Here is a 15859-nt window from a genome sequence, read left to right on the forward strand (position 1 = left end):
ATTTACTTACTTCATTGCAATTTACAACTTATTTCTGGAGGTCGGTCATGAAACAGCAACGAATTTTTCCGGGATTCATATTGATTGGTTTCGGGCTTTATTTCTATCTGCAGCAGAAGAACATCGTATTATTCCAGGATTTCTTCACATGGCCCACGCTGCTCGTGATCGTCGGTGTCGCTTTCCTGGCACAGGGATATGGTGCACGCGATTATGAAGCGATCCTGCCGGGCACGATCCTTGTCGGGTTCGGGGTGCATTTTCATGTTGTCAACAAGTTTGAGATATGGCCGGATCATATGGGGACTTTCATCCTGATCATTTCATTGGGATTCCTGCTCCGGCATCAGAAAACGGGGAATGGACTGTTTCAAGGGATTCTCTTTCTCTCTTTGGCTGTCATTCTATTATTCTCTGATAAAGTGACGGGGTATCTCGGTTTGATTGAAGGAAGGGTCGGATCCGCGTGGGAATTCTGGCCGATCGTCATCATCCTCATCGGCGCTTATCTGTTATTCATAAGAAAAAAATAGAGCAGAACTGAGGCGACGGTCATCATTGTCGCCTCAGTCCTGCTCAAAGGTTATTTCCTTAAGTTTCTGCCTTTGATGATCAGGCCACCATGCTCCGCAGTCTTCTGATACAATACATGCAGCGCATTTCTTTAAATCATATACCTTCATCCCCTGTATTGGGGGAGAATACAAATGAAGGGTGACAAGAGAATCAGCTCCTTCCCTCTTCATTTTGTGAACCCCATACTTCGGAGCAAAGAAAAACGCTCCCTTATGATGGATTTTATCAAACAATTGTTTAGGCAGTTGGCCATCTTCCACTTTATAGACCGTGTTCATCGAATTACCCTCCATCATTTGAATCCATCCTTTTGAAAGTCCATGGTCATGAGGTGCACATTCTATATCAGACCAATTCATGACGAGAAGTTCCACCTGGTCATTTTGATATAAAAGTCTGCGGTAATAAGGCTGGCCCTCCGGAGTCTGGAGGAAGGGTACCAGCTCCTCATATTCTATTTCCAGTGTTTCCAATGCATTCCTCAACTCTTGTGCAGATGGAGATGATAGTCCGTCCAATATTTTCTTGATCCGCTCATAAAATGTCATGAACATTCTCCCTTTCCATTTGTTTTTAAAGGGCGACACTCCGCCCTCAAGCCTTGCTTTTCTTCACTTATTTTCTTTTCCATAGAAATCGTTGAAAAAGTGACACTGTTTGTCCATTCACCATGGTTATACCGAGGATGATGATGACCCCTCCCAGAATACTGGCAAACATAATCTTCTCATGAAGAAGGATGATAGCTGCAATGAGCGTTACCAGAGGTTCAAGGTAAAGGAACATTGACACCTTGGAAGCATCCATCATTTCAAGCGCCTTCCCCCAATACCAATATCCGATGCCTGAGACAAATACGCCGAGAAACAAGATATGAGCCCATTCTACCTGAGACAATAGCGTCAGGTTTTCCCATCCCCTGTTCCTGATCATGAACGGAAGGGTCAGGAAACACCCTGTCATGCTCATATAAAAGGTTACGAGAAGAGAAGGGAGAGGAATACTCAACCTTTACAGCAAAACGGAATATACCGCCCAATTCAACGTACTGAGAAGCATCAAGACATACCCGATGCTTATCGAGAAATTAACACCCTTCCCGCTGCCGGCACCCGTCACCATCAACACTCCGGCAATGGCCAGGATCATGCCTGCGGTGCGGAAGGGAGTCATTTTTTCATGTAAAAAAATCACGGAAAGAATGACCGTGAAAACAGGTGAGAAGGATATCATCCAGCCTGCCGCAGATGCATCAATGGTGATCAAAGCGGTTGCTTGAATGACCTGATGAACGAATACTCCTAGTACAGCAAGAACAATCAGCTGGGGCGCATAGCGGAGGGGTAATGTAAGCGGGTATCGTTTTACCACCAGTATTGTCAAAAGAAACAGTGCACCAATTGCAAACCTGAGTACGAGAAGCGTATAGGGGTCGATCTTATCAACCACCGCCTTGGTAGATACAAATGAGATTCCCCAAAAACTGATGGACATGGCAGCGTATATCGAAGCCGCCACGGTTGCCTTATTCTTGCTCATATATCCATGTATTCCTTTCTGTGCTTTCTACCATAATATGCATGTCCAGGCAGAACATGATAGATGACGAAAGCAAGGATGGAAGAATGAAGCCTGCCCTTCATGCAAATATAGTAAAAGCGCCTCAATGGAATTGAGGCGCTTCACTTAAAACTTATAAGACAGAATCCAGGAACTCCTTGGTTCTTTGCTGTTTAGGACTCGTGAACATTTCTTTTGGATATCCTTCTTCTACGATTTTTCCGTCGTGCATATAGACGACGCGGTCGGCGACTTCGCGGGCGAAGCCCATTTCGTGGGTGACCACGACCATCGTCATCCCTTCGAGTGCCAGCTCCTTCATAGTGGCAAGCACTTCCCCTACAAGCTCGGGGTCGAGAGCGGATGTGGGTTCATCAAACAGCATGATATCCGGTTTCATGGCAAGTGCCCTTGCGATGGCGACACGCTGTTTCTGACCTCCAGACAGCTTTGAAGGATAGACATCTTCCTTTTCAGCCAGTCCGACTTTTTTCAGCAGTTCCTTTGCATTCTTCCTTGCTTCTGCTTTCGGTACCCGTTTTACGTGAACCGGAGCCTCCATTACATTCTCAAGAACGGTCATATGCGGGAACAGGTAAAAGTGCTGGAATACCATCCCAACCTTTTGGCGGATTTTATTCAGGTCATTTGTATCCTGATTGACTTCCTCCCCTTCAAAAACCACCTTGCCGTTGTCTTTCAGCTCGAGAAAATTCAGGCAGCGGAGCAATGTACTTTTCCCTGATCCGCTGGCCCCGATCAAGCAGACCACTTCACTTTCCCTCACACTCATATCGATATCCTTCAGTACATGTAAATCGCCGAAGGATTTATTCAACTTTTCAACCTTGATCATTTCCTGACTCATATTCATCCCTCCAGAATCGATTTAGTCACTGACTGACATACGTTTTTCGATGATGTTCACAATCGTTGAGAATACTAGGACAAGCACGAGGTAGTAGACTGCAACAATCAGCAGGTACGTCATGTAATCGAAGTTATTTGAACCCAATGTCGTTGCGACACTGAAGAGCTCAAACATTCCGATGAAGGAAGCAAGAGATGAATCCTTCAGCGCGATAATAAACTGATTCCCGAGCGGCGGAAGTGCCCTTCTGAATGCCTGGGGAAGGATGATCCTTCTCATCGTCAGTCCATTGCTCATCCCGAGAGAGCGGCCCGCTTCCATCTGACCGCGGTCGATGGATTGGATGGCCCCCCTGAAAATCTCCGCGATATAAGCCCCGTTATGAAAGGCAAGACCCAGGACGACGGACCAGAAGCCGGAAATATTCAGGGCGGTCAGTCCAAAGTAGAAAATAAAAATCTGGACGATCAGCGGTGTTCCCCTGACAACAAAGATATATAAATCAGCCAGAAGCTCAAGCGGCTTCACTTTTGAAATCTTTAAAAATGCAAAAAATAGTCCGATGACAATCGCGATCAATACGGATACGACCGTCAATTGGAATGTCAGCAGCATCCCTTTTAAAAAGATGTCATATGTATCTGCAAACGTTTCAAGAAAATGCATGAATGTTCCTCCATTCAATTAATTGCTCATACTGCCCGGATATCATCCGATAAAAAAAGCGAATGTGCACACGAAGCACATTCGCTTTCCATCATGCTGCGCTTACTCTTCCGGATCTGTTGTGATGTCTGTATTGAAGTACTTTTCACTGATTTTTTTAAGCGTTCCATCTTCTCTCAGCTTTTCAAGTGCTTTGTTGATCTCTTCAAGCAGTGCTTCATTGTCCTTGCTGACAGCGATCGCCTGTTTACTGCTTCCGATTAATTCACGTGCTTCAAGTTTCAGGCCTGAAGAAATCGCTTCTTTACCTGTGGCAAAGTCAGTGATGACAGCGTCATGCTTCCCTTTATTCAATGCTTCAAGTGCGACGACATCACTGTCGTACTGCTGGATGTTGTCTGTCACTTCCTTAGCGGTGTCTGCATAAGTAGATCCCTTGGATACCGCGATTTCCTTTCCTTCCAAGTCAGATAGCGTCTGCACGGAACTGTCTGGACGGACAAAGATCTGCGGGCCGGAATAATAATATGGAGTCGAGAAGTTCACTTCTTTCAGTCTATCTTCCGTTATCGTATGACTTGCTACCGCAACATCGAAGCGTCCGGATTTGACTCCTTCAACGATACCTGCAAACTTGAATTTCTTTTGTTCGGGCTCAAGTCCCAGTTCCTTTGCCACCGCTTCAGCAACGTCGATATCGAATCCTGACATCGTCCCGTCACCCTCGGTAACACTGAACGGTTTGAACTCTCCGGAGGCTGCATACACCAGCTTTCCTTCCTCTACAAGTTTCGCTCCGCTTTCGGTTGTCGCCTTCCCTCCGCATGCGGAAAGAATAAGTACCAATGCCAATACCAGTATACCTGTCAATTTCTTCACTCTTCGAAGTCCCCCTTTAGTATGTATTTCTGTATATCTTTCATAATTGTATCAATAAAAGAGAAAATTCTCAAAATTCAAATATAGTTATAATTATGTAAATTAAAGCATAATTAAAGGTGACATGAACTGAGCTCAGAATTAAACAAGTATACGGCATATCCCTTTCATATCCTTGATATTGCTTGCTGTCATTAGGCAATTACTCCTCCATATGGGAAATTACATGAAAAAAGAACTGCTTCAATAGTTAGTCTTTTACTAACGAAGCAGTTCTTTTTTATCATTCAGGTTTATTTGTAAAACGATTTAATGGCGTCCCAGGCTTTATCTTTGCCAAGGCCTGTTTCGGAGGAGAACATGATCAGTTCGTCCCCTTCTGCCAGGTTCAGGGATTCCCTGGTGACTTTAAGATGCTTTTGCCATTTGCTTTTTGGTATCTTATCGGCTTTCGTTGCAATGATGATGCAGGGAATGCCGTAATGCTTGAGAAAGTCATACATCATCACGTCATCATTTGACGGAGGATGACGGAGATCCACGATCAGTATGACGGCTCTCAGCTGGTCGCGCGATGTGATATATGTTTCAATCATCTTTCCCCATGCTTCACGTTCCTTCTTGGATACTTTCGCATATCCATATCCCGGCACATCCACATAATAAAGTGTTTCCTCGATTTTATAAAAGTTAAGCGTCTGGGTCTTACCAGGCTTGGATGAAATCCTGGCCATGCTGTTGCGGCCGATCATCTTATTGATGAAGGACGACTTCCCTACATTGGACCTTCCGGCGAGTGCAAACTCCGGCAGGTCCCCTTCAGGATACTGTTCAGGCCTGACGGCACTGATTACTAATTCAACTTGATGTACTTTCACTTCTTTTCACCTACTAATGCTTTCTCTAAGACCTCATCAATGTGGGATACAAGAATGAAAGTTAAATCTTCCCGTACACTTTCGGGGATATCCTCGATGTCTTTCTCGTTATCCTTCGGCAGGATGATCGTTTTGATTCCAGCACGATGGGCGCTTAATGATTTTTCTTTCAAACCTCCGATTGGAAGGACCCTTCCGCGGAGAGTGATTTCACCTGTCATCCCCACTTCCCTGTTGACGAACTTACCTGTCAAGGCGGATACAAGGGCGGTGGTGATGGTGATGCCTGCAGAAGGTCCGTCTTTTGGCACGGCTCCTTCAGGGACGTGGATGTGAATATCCCATTTTTCATGGAATTCTTCATCGATTCCGAGATCCTTCGCCTTGGAACGGACATAACTGAAGGCAGTCTGTGCCGATTCCTTCATGACATCCCCAAGCTTCCCTGTCAGCACAAGCTTTCCTTTACCTGGAGCGAGTGACACTTCAATCTGGAGTGTATCACCGCCGACCGATGTGTAAGCAAGACCGGTTGAAACACCGATCTGGTTTTCAACTTCAGCCTGTCCATACCGGAATTTTTTCTTGCCGAGGAAGTCTTCGATGTTCCCGCTTGTGATCACGACGCGCTTCTTTTCACCCGATACGATGATCTTCGCCGTTTTCCTGCACAGCGAAGCAAGCTGACGCTCAAGGCTCCTGACACCCGCTTCACGTGTATAATAACGGACGATATCAACGATCGCTTCATCCCTGACCTGAAGTTGATTCTTAGTCAGTCCATGTTCCTTGATCTGCTTTGTCAATAGATGATGCTTCGCGATATTCATCTTCTCAAGCTCTGTATAGCCTGCAATCGTGATGATTTCCATACGGTCCCTGAGCGGCCCTGGTATCGTGGACAGATCATTTGCCGTTGCCAGGAACATCACCTTCGACAGATCATATGTCTCTTCGATGTAGTGGTCACTGAAATTGGCGTTCTGTTCCGGATCGAGCACCTCGAGCATCGCTGAAGAAGGATCTCCCCTGAAATCACTGGACATCTTATCGATTTCATCAAGAAGGAAGACCGGATTCACTGTCCCGGCTTTTTTCATCCCCTGGATGATACGGCCCGGCATCGCACCTACATAGGTACGGCGATGACCCCTGATTTCAGACTCATCCCTTACCCCCCCGAGCGAAACGCGGACAAAGTTACGTCCGAGAGATTCAGCGACAGAACGTGCAAGACTTGTTTTCCCCACTCCAGGAGGTCCTGCAAGACAAAGGATCGGGCCTTTTAATGATTTCGTCAGCTGCTGGACAGCCAGATATTCCAATACTCTCTCTTTTACTTTCTCAAGACCGTAATGATCGCGGTTCAGAATCATTTCTGAACGCTTGATGTCGAGCTGGTCTTTGGTCTCCGTGGACCACGGAAGGGAAACGAGCCACTCGATGTAATTTCTGATAACGGAGCTTTCCGCAGAACTTGAAGGGACCTTTTCATACCGTGCCAGTTCTTTCAAAGCGGTCTGTTCCACTTCTTCAGGCATATTTGCCTGTTCGATCTTGGAAGTAAGGTCTTCGACTTCACCGGTCTTTCCCTCTTTATCCCCGAGCTCTTTCTGGATTGCCTTCATCTGTTCGCGGAGATAATATTCTTTCTGCGTCCGTTCCATCGAACGCTTAACCCGCTGACCGATCTTCTTTTCCAGACTCAGGACTTCTTTTTCATTATTAATGGTTTCAATCACCATTTGAAGACGCTTCTTGATATCGAGTATTTCCAGGACGGCCTGCTTTTCCTTCATCTTCAACGGAAGATGGGAAGCGACGATATCGGCAAGCCTTCCAGGTTCATCAATATCGGAGACGGTGGAATATGTTTCTGCTGATACTTTCTTGGAAAGCTTTATGTATTGCTCAAAATAGTTCAATAGTGTTCTCATCAGTGCATCTGTTTCTGATTCCTTTTCGATTGGATCATGGAGTTCTTCCACTTCCACCTCATAAAAGTCTTCTTCTTTCGTAAAGGCAGTGATCGATGCACGATTCAATCCCTCCACAAGGACGCGGATCGTCCCATTAGGCAATTTCAGCATCTGCTTTACTTTGGTCAGTGTCCCCATTTCATAAAAATCTTCTTGTTCAGGCTCATCTATATTCATATCTTTTTGTGTTGTTAAGAAAATTAAATGGTTATCCATCATGGCTTTTTCCAAAGCCTGTACGGAGCGCTCACGGCCTACATCTAAATGCAAGACCATAGTAGGAAATACGAGTAAGCCTCTTAATGGAAGGAGGGGAACCGTTATTTTATTCTGCTTTGCCAAATCTAACACCTCCAAAATTAGGCTCTTAGCCTTTGTACAATTCTAACTTATTTACTAGGTAGTGTCTATTAAATAGATGTTCCAAGCGATACTCAATAACAAACCGATTCGGATGGACCCGAATCGGCCATGATTTAAACGCTTTTTTTATTCGGTTCGTTCAAAATCGCTGTATCAGATGTGCTCATCTGGTCTTTGACCAATGCCAAATCGAGGACTTCCTTCAGATGTTTGACAGGAATTACTTCAATCCCTTCAATCTCATCTATCATGGACTGCTGATTTTCGTGAGGGATGATAGCCATTTCGGCACCTGCAAGCTTAGCAGCTTTCACTTTCGGAAATACGCCGCCGACAGGTTTCACGAATCCATGGATGCTGATTTCCCCGGTTAATGCCAGGTTATGTTTGACCGGTATCCTGTATATTGCAGAATAAATGCCGAGTGCCATTGCAATTCCGGCGGAAGGTCCGTCAACCGGGATCCCGCCCGGGAAGTTGACATGAATATCATATTGATCTGCCGGCACGCCCATTGAGCGAAGGACCGTGATGACATTTTCAATCGATCCCTTGGCCATACTTTTGCGGCGGATCGACTTACTGCGGTCGCCGATGCTTTCTTCCTCTACGATGCCCGTTACATTGATAGTTCCTTTATCCTGTGCAGGGATGACGGTTACTTCGATCTCAAGAAGCGATCCCGTATTCGGGCCTGTCACAGCAAGGCCGTTCACAACCCCTATCGTTGCTTCTTCACTGATTTTCTTTTCATAGCGCGGCGTCAGCTGACTTGACTGAATGATCCACTCCAGCTCATGATCAAAAATTTCAATTCTGTTTTCATTGATTGCTACACCAGCAGCGATCTGCACCATGTTCACTGCCTCCCGTCCATTCCGGGAATAAGATGCAAGAGTATTGAGCCCCTTTTCACTGATCTTCATCTTGATCTTATCTACAGCGCGGGCTGCAACCTTCTTTACTTCATCCTGCTCTAGCTCCCTGAAGAACACTTCCATGCAGCGGGAACGGATGGCAGGCGGTATTTCATTTGGTGTCCGGGTGGTGGCTCCGATCAAACGGAAATCCGCGGGAAGGCCATTTTTGAAAATATCATGTATGTGAGTCGGAATTTGATGATTTTCTTCATTGTAATAAGCACTTTCAAGGAAAACTTTACGGTCTTCGAGAACTTTTAATAGTTTATTCATCTGAATTGGGTGTAATTCCCCTATTTCATCAATAAATAATACGCCCCCGTGCGCATTTGTCACGGCTCCCTGTTTCGGCTGCGGAATACCTGCCTGGCCCATGGCTCCTGCACCTTGATAAATGGGATCATGGACAGAACCGATTAATGGATCGGCTATGCCTCTTTCATCGAATCGGGCAGTAGTCGCATCCAATTCCACAAAGACGGCGCTTGATTTGAATGGGGACTTGAAGTTCTTTTTGGCTTCTTCCAGTACAAGGCGAGCAGCAGCCGTTTTACCCACACCGGGAGGCCCATAGATGATTACATGTTGGGGATTCGGACTGCACAGGGCAGCCTTCAATGCTTTGATTCCATCTTCCTGTCCGATGATATCATCGAAGCTCGTCGGCCTTACTTTTTCAGCGAGAGGTTCTGTCAACGAGATGGATCTCATCTTTCGCAGTTCTTCCATTTCCTTTTTTGATTCGCGGTCGATGGTCACTTTTTGATTGCGTTGATTTTTGAGAAGGTTCCAGAAGTACAATCCAATGATGATTCCGAAGAATAATTGGATAAATAAAGCGATGCTAGTAAAGCTCATTCGTCTCCCTCCAAGTAGATACAAGTTGTTACGGGTTAGTATCTCCTTGAGGTTGTGGGAATAAACAAAAAAATTTCGGCCTTTAGGACGGGGCAAATTCAGTTTAGAATCTATATAGCCCGTGGATTTCCGCTGCAGGTGCTCGCTTTCCGCGGGGCGGGCGGTGAGCCTCCTCGTCGCTGCGCTCCTGCGGTGTCTCACCTGTCCCGCATATACCGCAGGAGTCGAGCACCTTCCGCTTCAATCCACTCTGTACTGTTATTTTTGCATCCATCTTAAATATTTATTTTTGTTATTCTTATTTATTAAAAATTAAAGATTAAATGAAACAAAGCCCGGAATGATAAATCATTCCGGGCTTTGAGAAGCTATTAAGCAGATGTTTTTTCTTCGTTTGGATCGATGACTGTGCCGTCTTCGAGAACGAGCTGCGGTGATGCATCTTCGAGAATCGTTTCTTTCGTGATGATACATTTTTTGATATCGTCACGGGAAGGAAGATCGAACATCACATCAAGCATCATGGTCTCGATGATGGAACGAAGCCCGCGGGCACCAGTTTTGCGCTCGATTGCTTTTTTCGAAATTTCAAGCAGAGCATCGTCTGTGAATTCCAATTCAACATCATCAAGTTCAAGCATTTTTTGATATTGTTTCACTAATGCATTTTTAGGTTTTGTCAGAATTTCAACCAATGCTTCTTCATCAAGCGGTTCAAGACTTGAAATCACTGGAAGACGCCCGATGAATTCAGGAATCAGACCGAATTTCAATAAGTCTTCAGGTACCACTTTAGAAAGAAGTGACTTATCTTCTTTCACTTCGGCATTTTTAGGGTCGGAACCGAAACCGATGACCTTTTGGCCAAGGCGGCGTTTAATGATTTGTTCAATGCCATCAAATGCACCTCCGCAAATGAACAGGACATTGGACGTATCGATTTGAATAAATTCCTGATGAGGATGCTTACGCCCTCCTTGTGGCGGCACGCTTGCAACCGTTCCTTCAAGAATTTTCAATAACGCCTGTTGTACGCCTTCCCCGGAAACATCTCTAGTGATGGAAGGATTCTCTGATTTTCTTGCCACTTTATCAATTTCATCGATGTAGATAATGCCTTTTTCAGCTTTCTCCACATCATAATCAGCAGCCTGGATCAGCTTTAATAGAATGTTCTCAACATCTTCACCAACATAGCCGGCTTCTGTAAGAGAAGTAGCATCAGCAATGGCAAATGGAACATTCAGGATACGGGCAAGAGTCTGAGCAAGCAATGTCTTACCGCTCCCTGTAGGCCCGATCATGGCGATATTACTTTTAGAAAGTTCCACATCATCCACTTTGCTGCTGGAGTTGATGCGTTTGTAGTGATTATAAACGGCAACGGCCAGCGACTTTTTAGCCTGATCCTGTCCGATGACGTATTCATCGAGGATTTCGCGGATTTCCTTCGGTTTAGGAACGTCCTTGAATTCCACTTCTTCTTCTGTACCAAGCTCTTCTTCTACGATTTCGGTGCAGAGCTCGATGCATTCGTCACAGATGTATACACCTGGTCCTGCTACTAATTTACGCACTTGATCTTGCGTTTTTCCGCAAAAAGAACATTTCAGCTGTCCTTTTTCATCGTTAAATTTAAACAATGCCTTTCACCCCTTCATTAATACTTCTTGAATCCATTTGTTAATGGACGACCGAGAACTTGCTATCTTCTCCACTAAGTTATGTATTGCATTTTAACACAGTATATGTTCGCGAAAAAATTATACGATTCTTAAGAATCATCTTATTATGTATCGGACATTTTAGCAAATATTTTACTTAAATGTTTTTATGTATTTGTTAATGAAAGAAGAGTTGCAAGTATGTGGTTTTAATTTTGTCCCTGCTATTAAGGTTTGTCCATATTTGCAGGTTATTATTCTTTTTTCCTCTGTTGAAAATCTTTAAACGATATTTTGTTCTTATATTGACGCTGTTGATTTCCGTGCAAGACTTCGCTTTCCGCGGGCGGTTGGTGAGCCTCCGGGTAGAAAAACGGAAGGGCTTTGCCCAGAGGCAATTGGCATAAGGCGAATCGGCCGCGAAGGCGTTCTTTGCCTTCTTGGACGAGTTGACTAATGACATATGCCTCTAAGCCCTGTAGCTGGACAAAAAGAAAAGCGTAGGCGGCTCGTTCAGCCCCGACAAGCATAAGATGAATGGGGCGGGAAGGCGTCTTTTGCCTTCTTGGCCCATTTAGCTTATGACCTCGAGGGGCTAGCCGCCGGAGCTGGACACGTCTCACATTGGCCACTTCTCCCGCAGGAGTCTCGTCCTGCACTCTAATCAAAAGCTGGAAAAGCCTAATAACAATTACATGCTTCAAAATATGTTATGTATGAACCATACTATCTAAGATGACTTCTTTTAATTGTACAAAACAAGGCGCGAATCGCGCCTTGTTTTGTATTTATTATTATGCTTCTTTGCTGTTATCAACAAGGAATTCGAGTGCTTTGCGTACTTTAAGGTCCGCTTTAAGTGTATCAAGTCCGCCTAGGGCCTGCTTGATGTTGTCAGCTGACATGTTGTACTGCTCAGCCATTTTATTCACTTCTTCTTCAGCTTCTTCATCAGAAACTTCAAGATTTTCAGCTGCAGCGATTGCTTCAAGAGTCAAGTTCGTGCGTACACGCTTGCCGGCATCTTCAGTCATTTGTGCGCGAAGATCTTCTTCTGTCTGACCAGAGAATTGGAAGTAAAGATCAAGGTTCATACCTTGCATTTGAAGGCGTTGACCGAACTCTTGCATCATGCGGTCCACTTCACTGTTAACCATTACTTCTGGGATTTCAACTTCTGCATTTTCTGAAGCTTTTTCTACAAGCGCTTCACGAACTGCTGTTTCAGCTTCGTTCTTCTTGGATTCTTGAAGGCGCTTTTCGATTTTTTCTTTTAGTTCAGCCAATGTTTCAACTTCTTCGTCAGCATCTTTAGCGAATTCATCGTCTAAAGCAGGAAGTTCTTTTGTTTTGATTTCGTGAAGTTTCACTTTGAACGTTGCAGCTTTTCCTGCAAGCTCAGCAGCATGGTATTCTTCAGGGAATGTAACTTCTACTTCCTTCTCTTCACCAGCAGCCGCTCCAACTAGTTGCTCTTCGAAACCTGGAATGAATTGTCCAGAACCGAGTTCTAGAGAGTAGTTTTCAGCTTGTCCGCCTTCGAACGCTTCACCGTCAACGAATCCTTCGAAATCCATTGTCACTGTGTCGCCTTCTTCAGCTTTTCCTTCTTCTTTCACAACAAGCTCGGCTTGTTTTTCTTGAAGAGAAGTAAGTTCAGCTTCAACGTCTTCAGCTTTTACTTCAGCATCCATTTTTTCTACTTCAAGACCTTTGTAGTCCCCAAGTTTCACTTCAGGCTTTACTTGAACCTTCGCAGTGAAGATCAAGTCTTTGCCTTTTTCCATTTGCTCAACATCAATTTCAGGGCGGTCGATTGGCTCGATACCCGTTTCTTCGATTGCTTGAGCATATGCATCAGGTAAGATGAAGTCAAGTGCATCCTGGTATAGTGCTTCTACGCCGAAGCGTTTTTCGAACATACCGCGAGGCATTTTACCTTTACGGAATCCTGGTACATTTACTTGTTTTACAACTTTTTTGAATGCAGCGTCCAAACCTTCGTTCACTTTCGCAGCATCTACTTCGATTGTAAGTACTCCTTGGTTACCTTCTTGCTTTTCCCATTTTGCAGACATACTGTTCCCTCCAACAATCTATATTTGATTCAAATTTTTTACGCATAGTAGTAGATAGTCCTTTGTATAAATCTAGCACTATCATCGTAAATATATAAAAATCTATTCTATTGCAACCATTATATTATAACATACAGCCTCATTCTTTCAACAGAGAGCATTTAAATTGTGGGTGAAGAAATTTCCTCTAGGGCTTTCAGCTGTTCCATAAGGTTCTCGCATTCACAGCAGTGTTCCATTTCAACGTTCAATTCTTCAAGCAGAATCGAATCCGCGAACATTTCCGCTACAGCACTTGCATAAACCATGGCGATATTCCCTGGCTCCTCTTGCATCTCTAATGGATACAGCAGAAAACAATGCCTCTTTACCAGTTCCAGCGCATGTTGATATAAAGTTGGATTGCGCTGCGAAAGCAGCTCTTCCAATTCTTCAGCCACGTTCTTAAACGTTTCTGTCTCAAAAACATCTTGAAGTTCCGAAGGTGTCACCTTCACTTCCGTGTTCAGTTTAATTATTGAAATTTCCTTATCATATCCGTGTTCCCGCAGTACATTCAGGATCATCGATTGTAAAAAAGGATGAGTGTTCCCTTCCCTTAAGCAGGACAACAGTTCCTGCAGGTAGGGACGGATATTTTGATGTACGAGCTGTGCGGCTATCAGCGTCTGTTCCTCAAGGCTTTTATCTTTTAAAATCGAGGTCTCTGGAATCTCGGATTCTTCATCCATCCGGGAGACGGGTTCTTTTCCATCAAGGACTTTCTCGCTGAAGTGCAAAAGCTTCTTGAAATGCTCTTCTTTCTCGAATGGCACTTCTTTTTCATCGAAGAGAGCGTGGATCGTATCGACGACATCTTGATGCTGATGCAGCTGAATAAGGATCATCAAGTACATATCGACCACCTCGAAGTATTCCCCGATCCCTTCTAGGAGCATTACTTTGCAGATCACTTTCGCTTCGTCATATTGTTTGTTTTCATAAAGAGCCAATACCAGCGCCGTATTGATATCGGGATTTTCTGGATCCATTTCATACGCCTGGGTCAAAAGGTCGGCTGATTCCTGTATTTCACCATTTTCGAGGGCTTGTACGCCCTTTTCAAGAAGCCTCTCCTTCAATCCTGGAAATTGCAGGACCTTCCCTTTTTCCTCATTGTTTTTATTTGTCATAGTTAGTACCCCTATACGTAATAAAGATGGTAATAGTGTAGCATGAGAGATTGGAGAAAACAAAGATAAGCCCAAATAGAAAAAAAGCCTGCCGGATCGGCAGACTTAGTGTATGTAAGATTAGTGGCGTCCCAGAAGAGATTCGAACTCCCGACCTACAGTTTAGGAAACTGTTGCTCTATCCTGCTGAGCTACTGGGACATGATCTATATAACAGGATAACTCAGAGAAGATCAGTTATCAAGCGATATATTCGGATAAAAAAAAGATACCCCACAACCAGGCTGTGTCAGTATCCCTTATTTGTCAAACCCTGTGATGTCAAGGTATGTATGTAATGATAGTGGCGTCCCAGGAGAGATTCGAACTCCCGACCGACGGCTTAGCTTACCACTATGACTTTCGGCACCAGCATGGAGTCGCTGTTTGTGGTCTGGACTATATCTTCACCATTTCAGGTGCGACACGTGTAGTCTCTACGGAACCTCACGATGCTATAAGCATAATACAGAATCTCTACCGTTAAACCATTCGAGATTCTTTCACCAAATTTTGGTCGTAAGTTTCCTCGGTATTACCATCAGCATTATCTGTTAAGGCTTCACCGATATAGTGTCGTCCACTCTATAGGTTTCTGTTTCCCTAATAGAGGCTCCTATTCTTGAAGGCCGTTGCTCTATCCTGCTGAGCTACTGGGACGTGTTTTTTAAGGACAATATTTATTATATTCACATAGCATATAGAAGTCAATACATTTTCAAAAAAAGTTTATTAACTGTTTTTATCATCTTCCATCCGCTTCACCTTTTTATTATATCCTTTTCTTTCCTCTAAGAAAAGAGAAAAAAAGAACCTCCTAATGAAAGAAGGCTCCCTTTTCACATCAGAACTTTACTCGCTGAACTCCTGTTCCTCAACCAGTTCATGTTCATGGGTCAAGAATTGCACCTTAATCGAATGATCAGAAGCATCGACCAAAGCGTACGTCCGCTCTTGTCTCCCGCGCGGCAGCAGGATACTTCCCGGATTCAGGAAAAGAGTGCCGCCCGCGATTTCGGCTCCGAGCGTATGGGAATGCCCGAAAAAGACGAATTTGGCACCCGACTCCTCTGCTTTATACCGCAGCTTCATCAAGGACATCTTGATTCCATATAAATGTCCGTGAGTAACGAGGATCGTCTCTCCGTCGACTTCTTCGATCAGATCTTCGGGCAGACGGGCATCCATGTCACAATTTCCGCGAACAGCCAGGTAAGGTGTAAGAGCGGCATCATCGGCACTGAGTTCCGAATCACCGCAGTGAATCATTGCGTTTACTTCACCGTCATATTTCTCAGCCAGCTCTTTAATCTCACTTTTCGAACCATGGCTGTCGCTGACAACTAAAAGCTTCAT

Annotated in this window: 14 protein-coding genes and 1 tRNA gene; 1 reads left to right on the top strand and 14 read right to left on the bottom strand. The window is 44.5% G+C overall.

Features of this window, described 5'->3' with window-relative positions:
- The first annotated feature begins 47 nt into the window (after positions 1–47).
- The gene (locus AS034_RS06500) at positions 48–533 is read left to right on the top strand and encodes a LiaI-LiaF-like domain-containing protein (RefSeq protein ID WP_032087441.1); all 486 of its coding nucleotides are present in this window, start codon (positions 48–50) and stop codon (positions 531–533) included.
- Positions 534–566: 33 nt separating this feature from the next.
- Here the strand turns inward: AS034_RS06500 and AS034_RS06505 are convergent, their stop codons facing one another.
- From AS034_RS06505 to AS034_RS06570, 14 genes are all read right to left on the bottom strand, one after another.
- Complete coding sequence (locus tag AS034_RS06505) at positions 567–1124, bottom strand: cysteine dioxygenase (protein ID WP_058297909.1); 558 nt, start codon at positions 1122–1124, stop codon at positions 567–569.
- Positions 1125–1191: 67 nt separating this feature from the next.
- Positions 1192–1584, bottom strand: a complete 393-nt coding sequence (locus AS034_RS23395; RefSeq protein ID WP_336433363.1) for a DMT family transporter — start codon at positions 1582–1584, stop codon at positions 1192–1194.
- A 3-nt stretch (positions 1585–1587) separates the two neighbouring features.
- Positions 1588–2115, bottom strand: coding sequence for a DMT family transporter (locus AS034_RS23400; protein WP_336433364.1), 528 nt, complete (start codon positions 2113–2115; stop codon positions 1588–1590).
- A gap of 154 nt (positions 2116–2269) precedes the next feature.
- Entirely contained in the window at positions 2270–3004 is a 735-nt protein-coding gene (locus AS034_RS06515; protein WP_058297910.1) for an amino acid ABC transporter ATP-binding protein, read from the bottom strand.
- A gap of 21 nt (positions 3005–3025) precedes the next feature.
- A complete protein-coding gene (locus AS034_RS06520) occupies positions 3026–3673 on the bottom strand; it encodes an amino acid ABC transporter permease (RefSeq protein WP_032087437.1) in 648 nt (215 codons plus the stop codon).
- A 102-nt stretch (positions 3674–3775) separates the two neighbouring features.
- Entirely contained in the window at positions 3776–4552 is a 777-nt protein-coding gene (locus AS034_RS06525) for a transporter substrate-binding domain-containing protein (RefSeq protein ID WP_032087436.1), read from the bottom strand.
- 293 nt (positions 4553–4845) lie between these two features.
- Entirely contained in the window at positions 4846–5430 is a 585-nt protein-coding gene (gene yihA, locus AS034_RS06530; RefSeq protein ID WP_058297911.1) for a ribosome biogenesis GTP-binding protein YihA/YsxC, read from the bottom strand.
- The gene (gene lon, locus AS034_RS06535) at positions 5427–7751 is read right to left on the bottom strand and encodes an endopeptidase La (protein WP_032087434.1); all 2325 of its coding nucleotides are present in this window, start codon (positions 7749–7751) and stop codon (positions 5427–5429) included. The genes yihA and lon overlap by 4 nt, the downstream gene beginning before the upstream one ends.
- A 134-nt stretch (positions 7752–7885) precedes the next feature.
- Positions 7886–9550 (bottom strand): ATP-dependent protease LonB, encoded by a 1665-nt coding sequence (gene lonB, locus AS034_RS06540; protein ID WP_058297912.1) that lies wholly within the window; start codon positions 9548–9550, stop codon positions 7886–7888.
- 371 nt (positions 9551–9921) lie between these two features.
- A complete protein-coding gene (gene clpX, locus AS034_RS06545) occupies positions 9922–11193 on the bottom strand; it encodes an ATP-dependent protease ATP-binding subunit ClpX (protein WP_032087432.1) in 1272 nt (423 codons plus the stop codon).
- Positions 11194–12008: 815 nt separating this feature from the next.
- Positions 12009–13292 carry a trigger factor gene (tig, locus tag AS034_RS06555; protein WP_058297914.1) on the bottom strand — a complete coding sequence of 428 codons (1284 nt, stop codon included), beginning with the start codon at positions 13290–13292 and terminating at the stop codon, positions 12009–12011.
- Positions 13293–13453: 161 nt separating this feature from the next.
- Positions 13454–14464, bottom strand: a complete 1011-nt coding sequence (locus AS034_RS06560) for a tetratricopeptide repeat protein (RefSeq protein ID WP_058297915.1) — start codon at positions 14462–14464, stop codon at positions 13454–13456.
- Positions 14465–14588: 124 nt separating this feature from the next.
- Positions 14589–14665 (bottom strand) — tRNA-Arg (locus tag AS034_RS06565).
- 690 nt (positions 14666–15355) lie between these two features.
- On the bottom strand, positions 15356–15859 hold the full coding sequence (locus AS034_RS06570) for a metallophosphoesterase family protein (RefSeq protein WP_058297916.1): 504 nt from the start codon (positions 15857–15859) through the stop codon (positions 15356–15358).

Origin of the sequence: [Bacillus] enclensis (genome assembly GCF_001456935.1) — a bacterium.
Lineage (GTDB): Bacteria > Bacillota > Bacilli > Bacillales > Bacillaceae_B > Rossellomorea > Rossellomorea enclensis.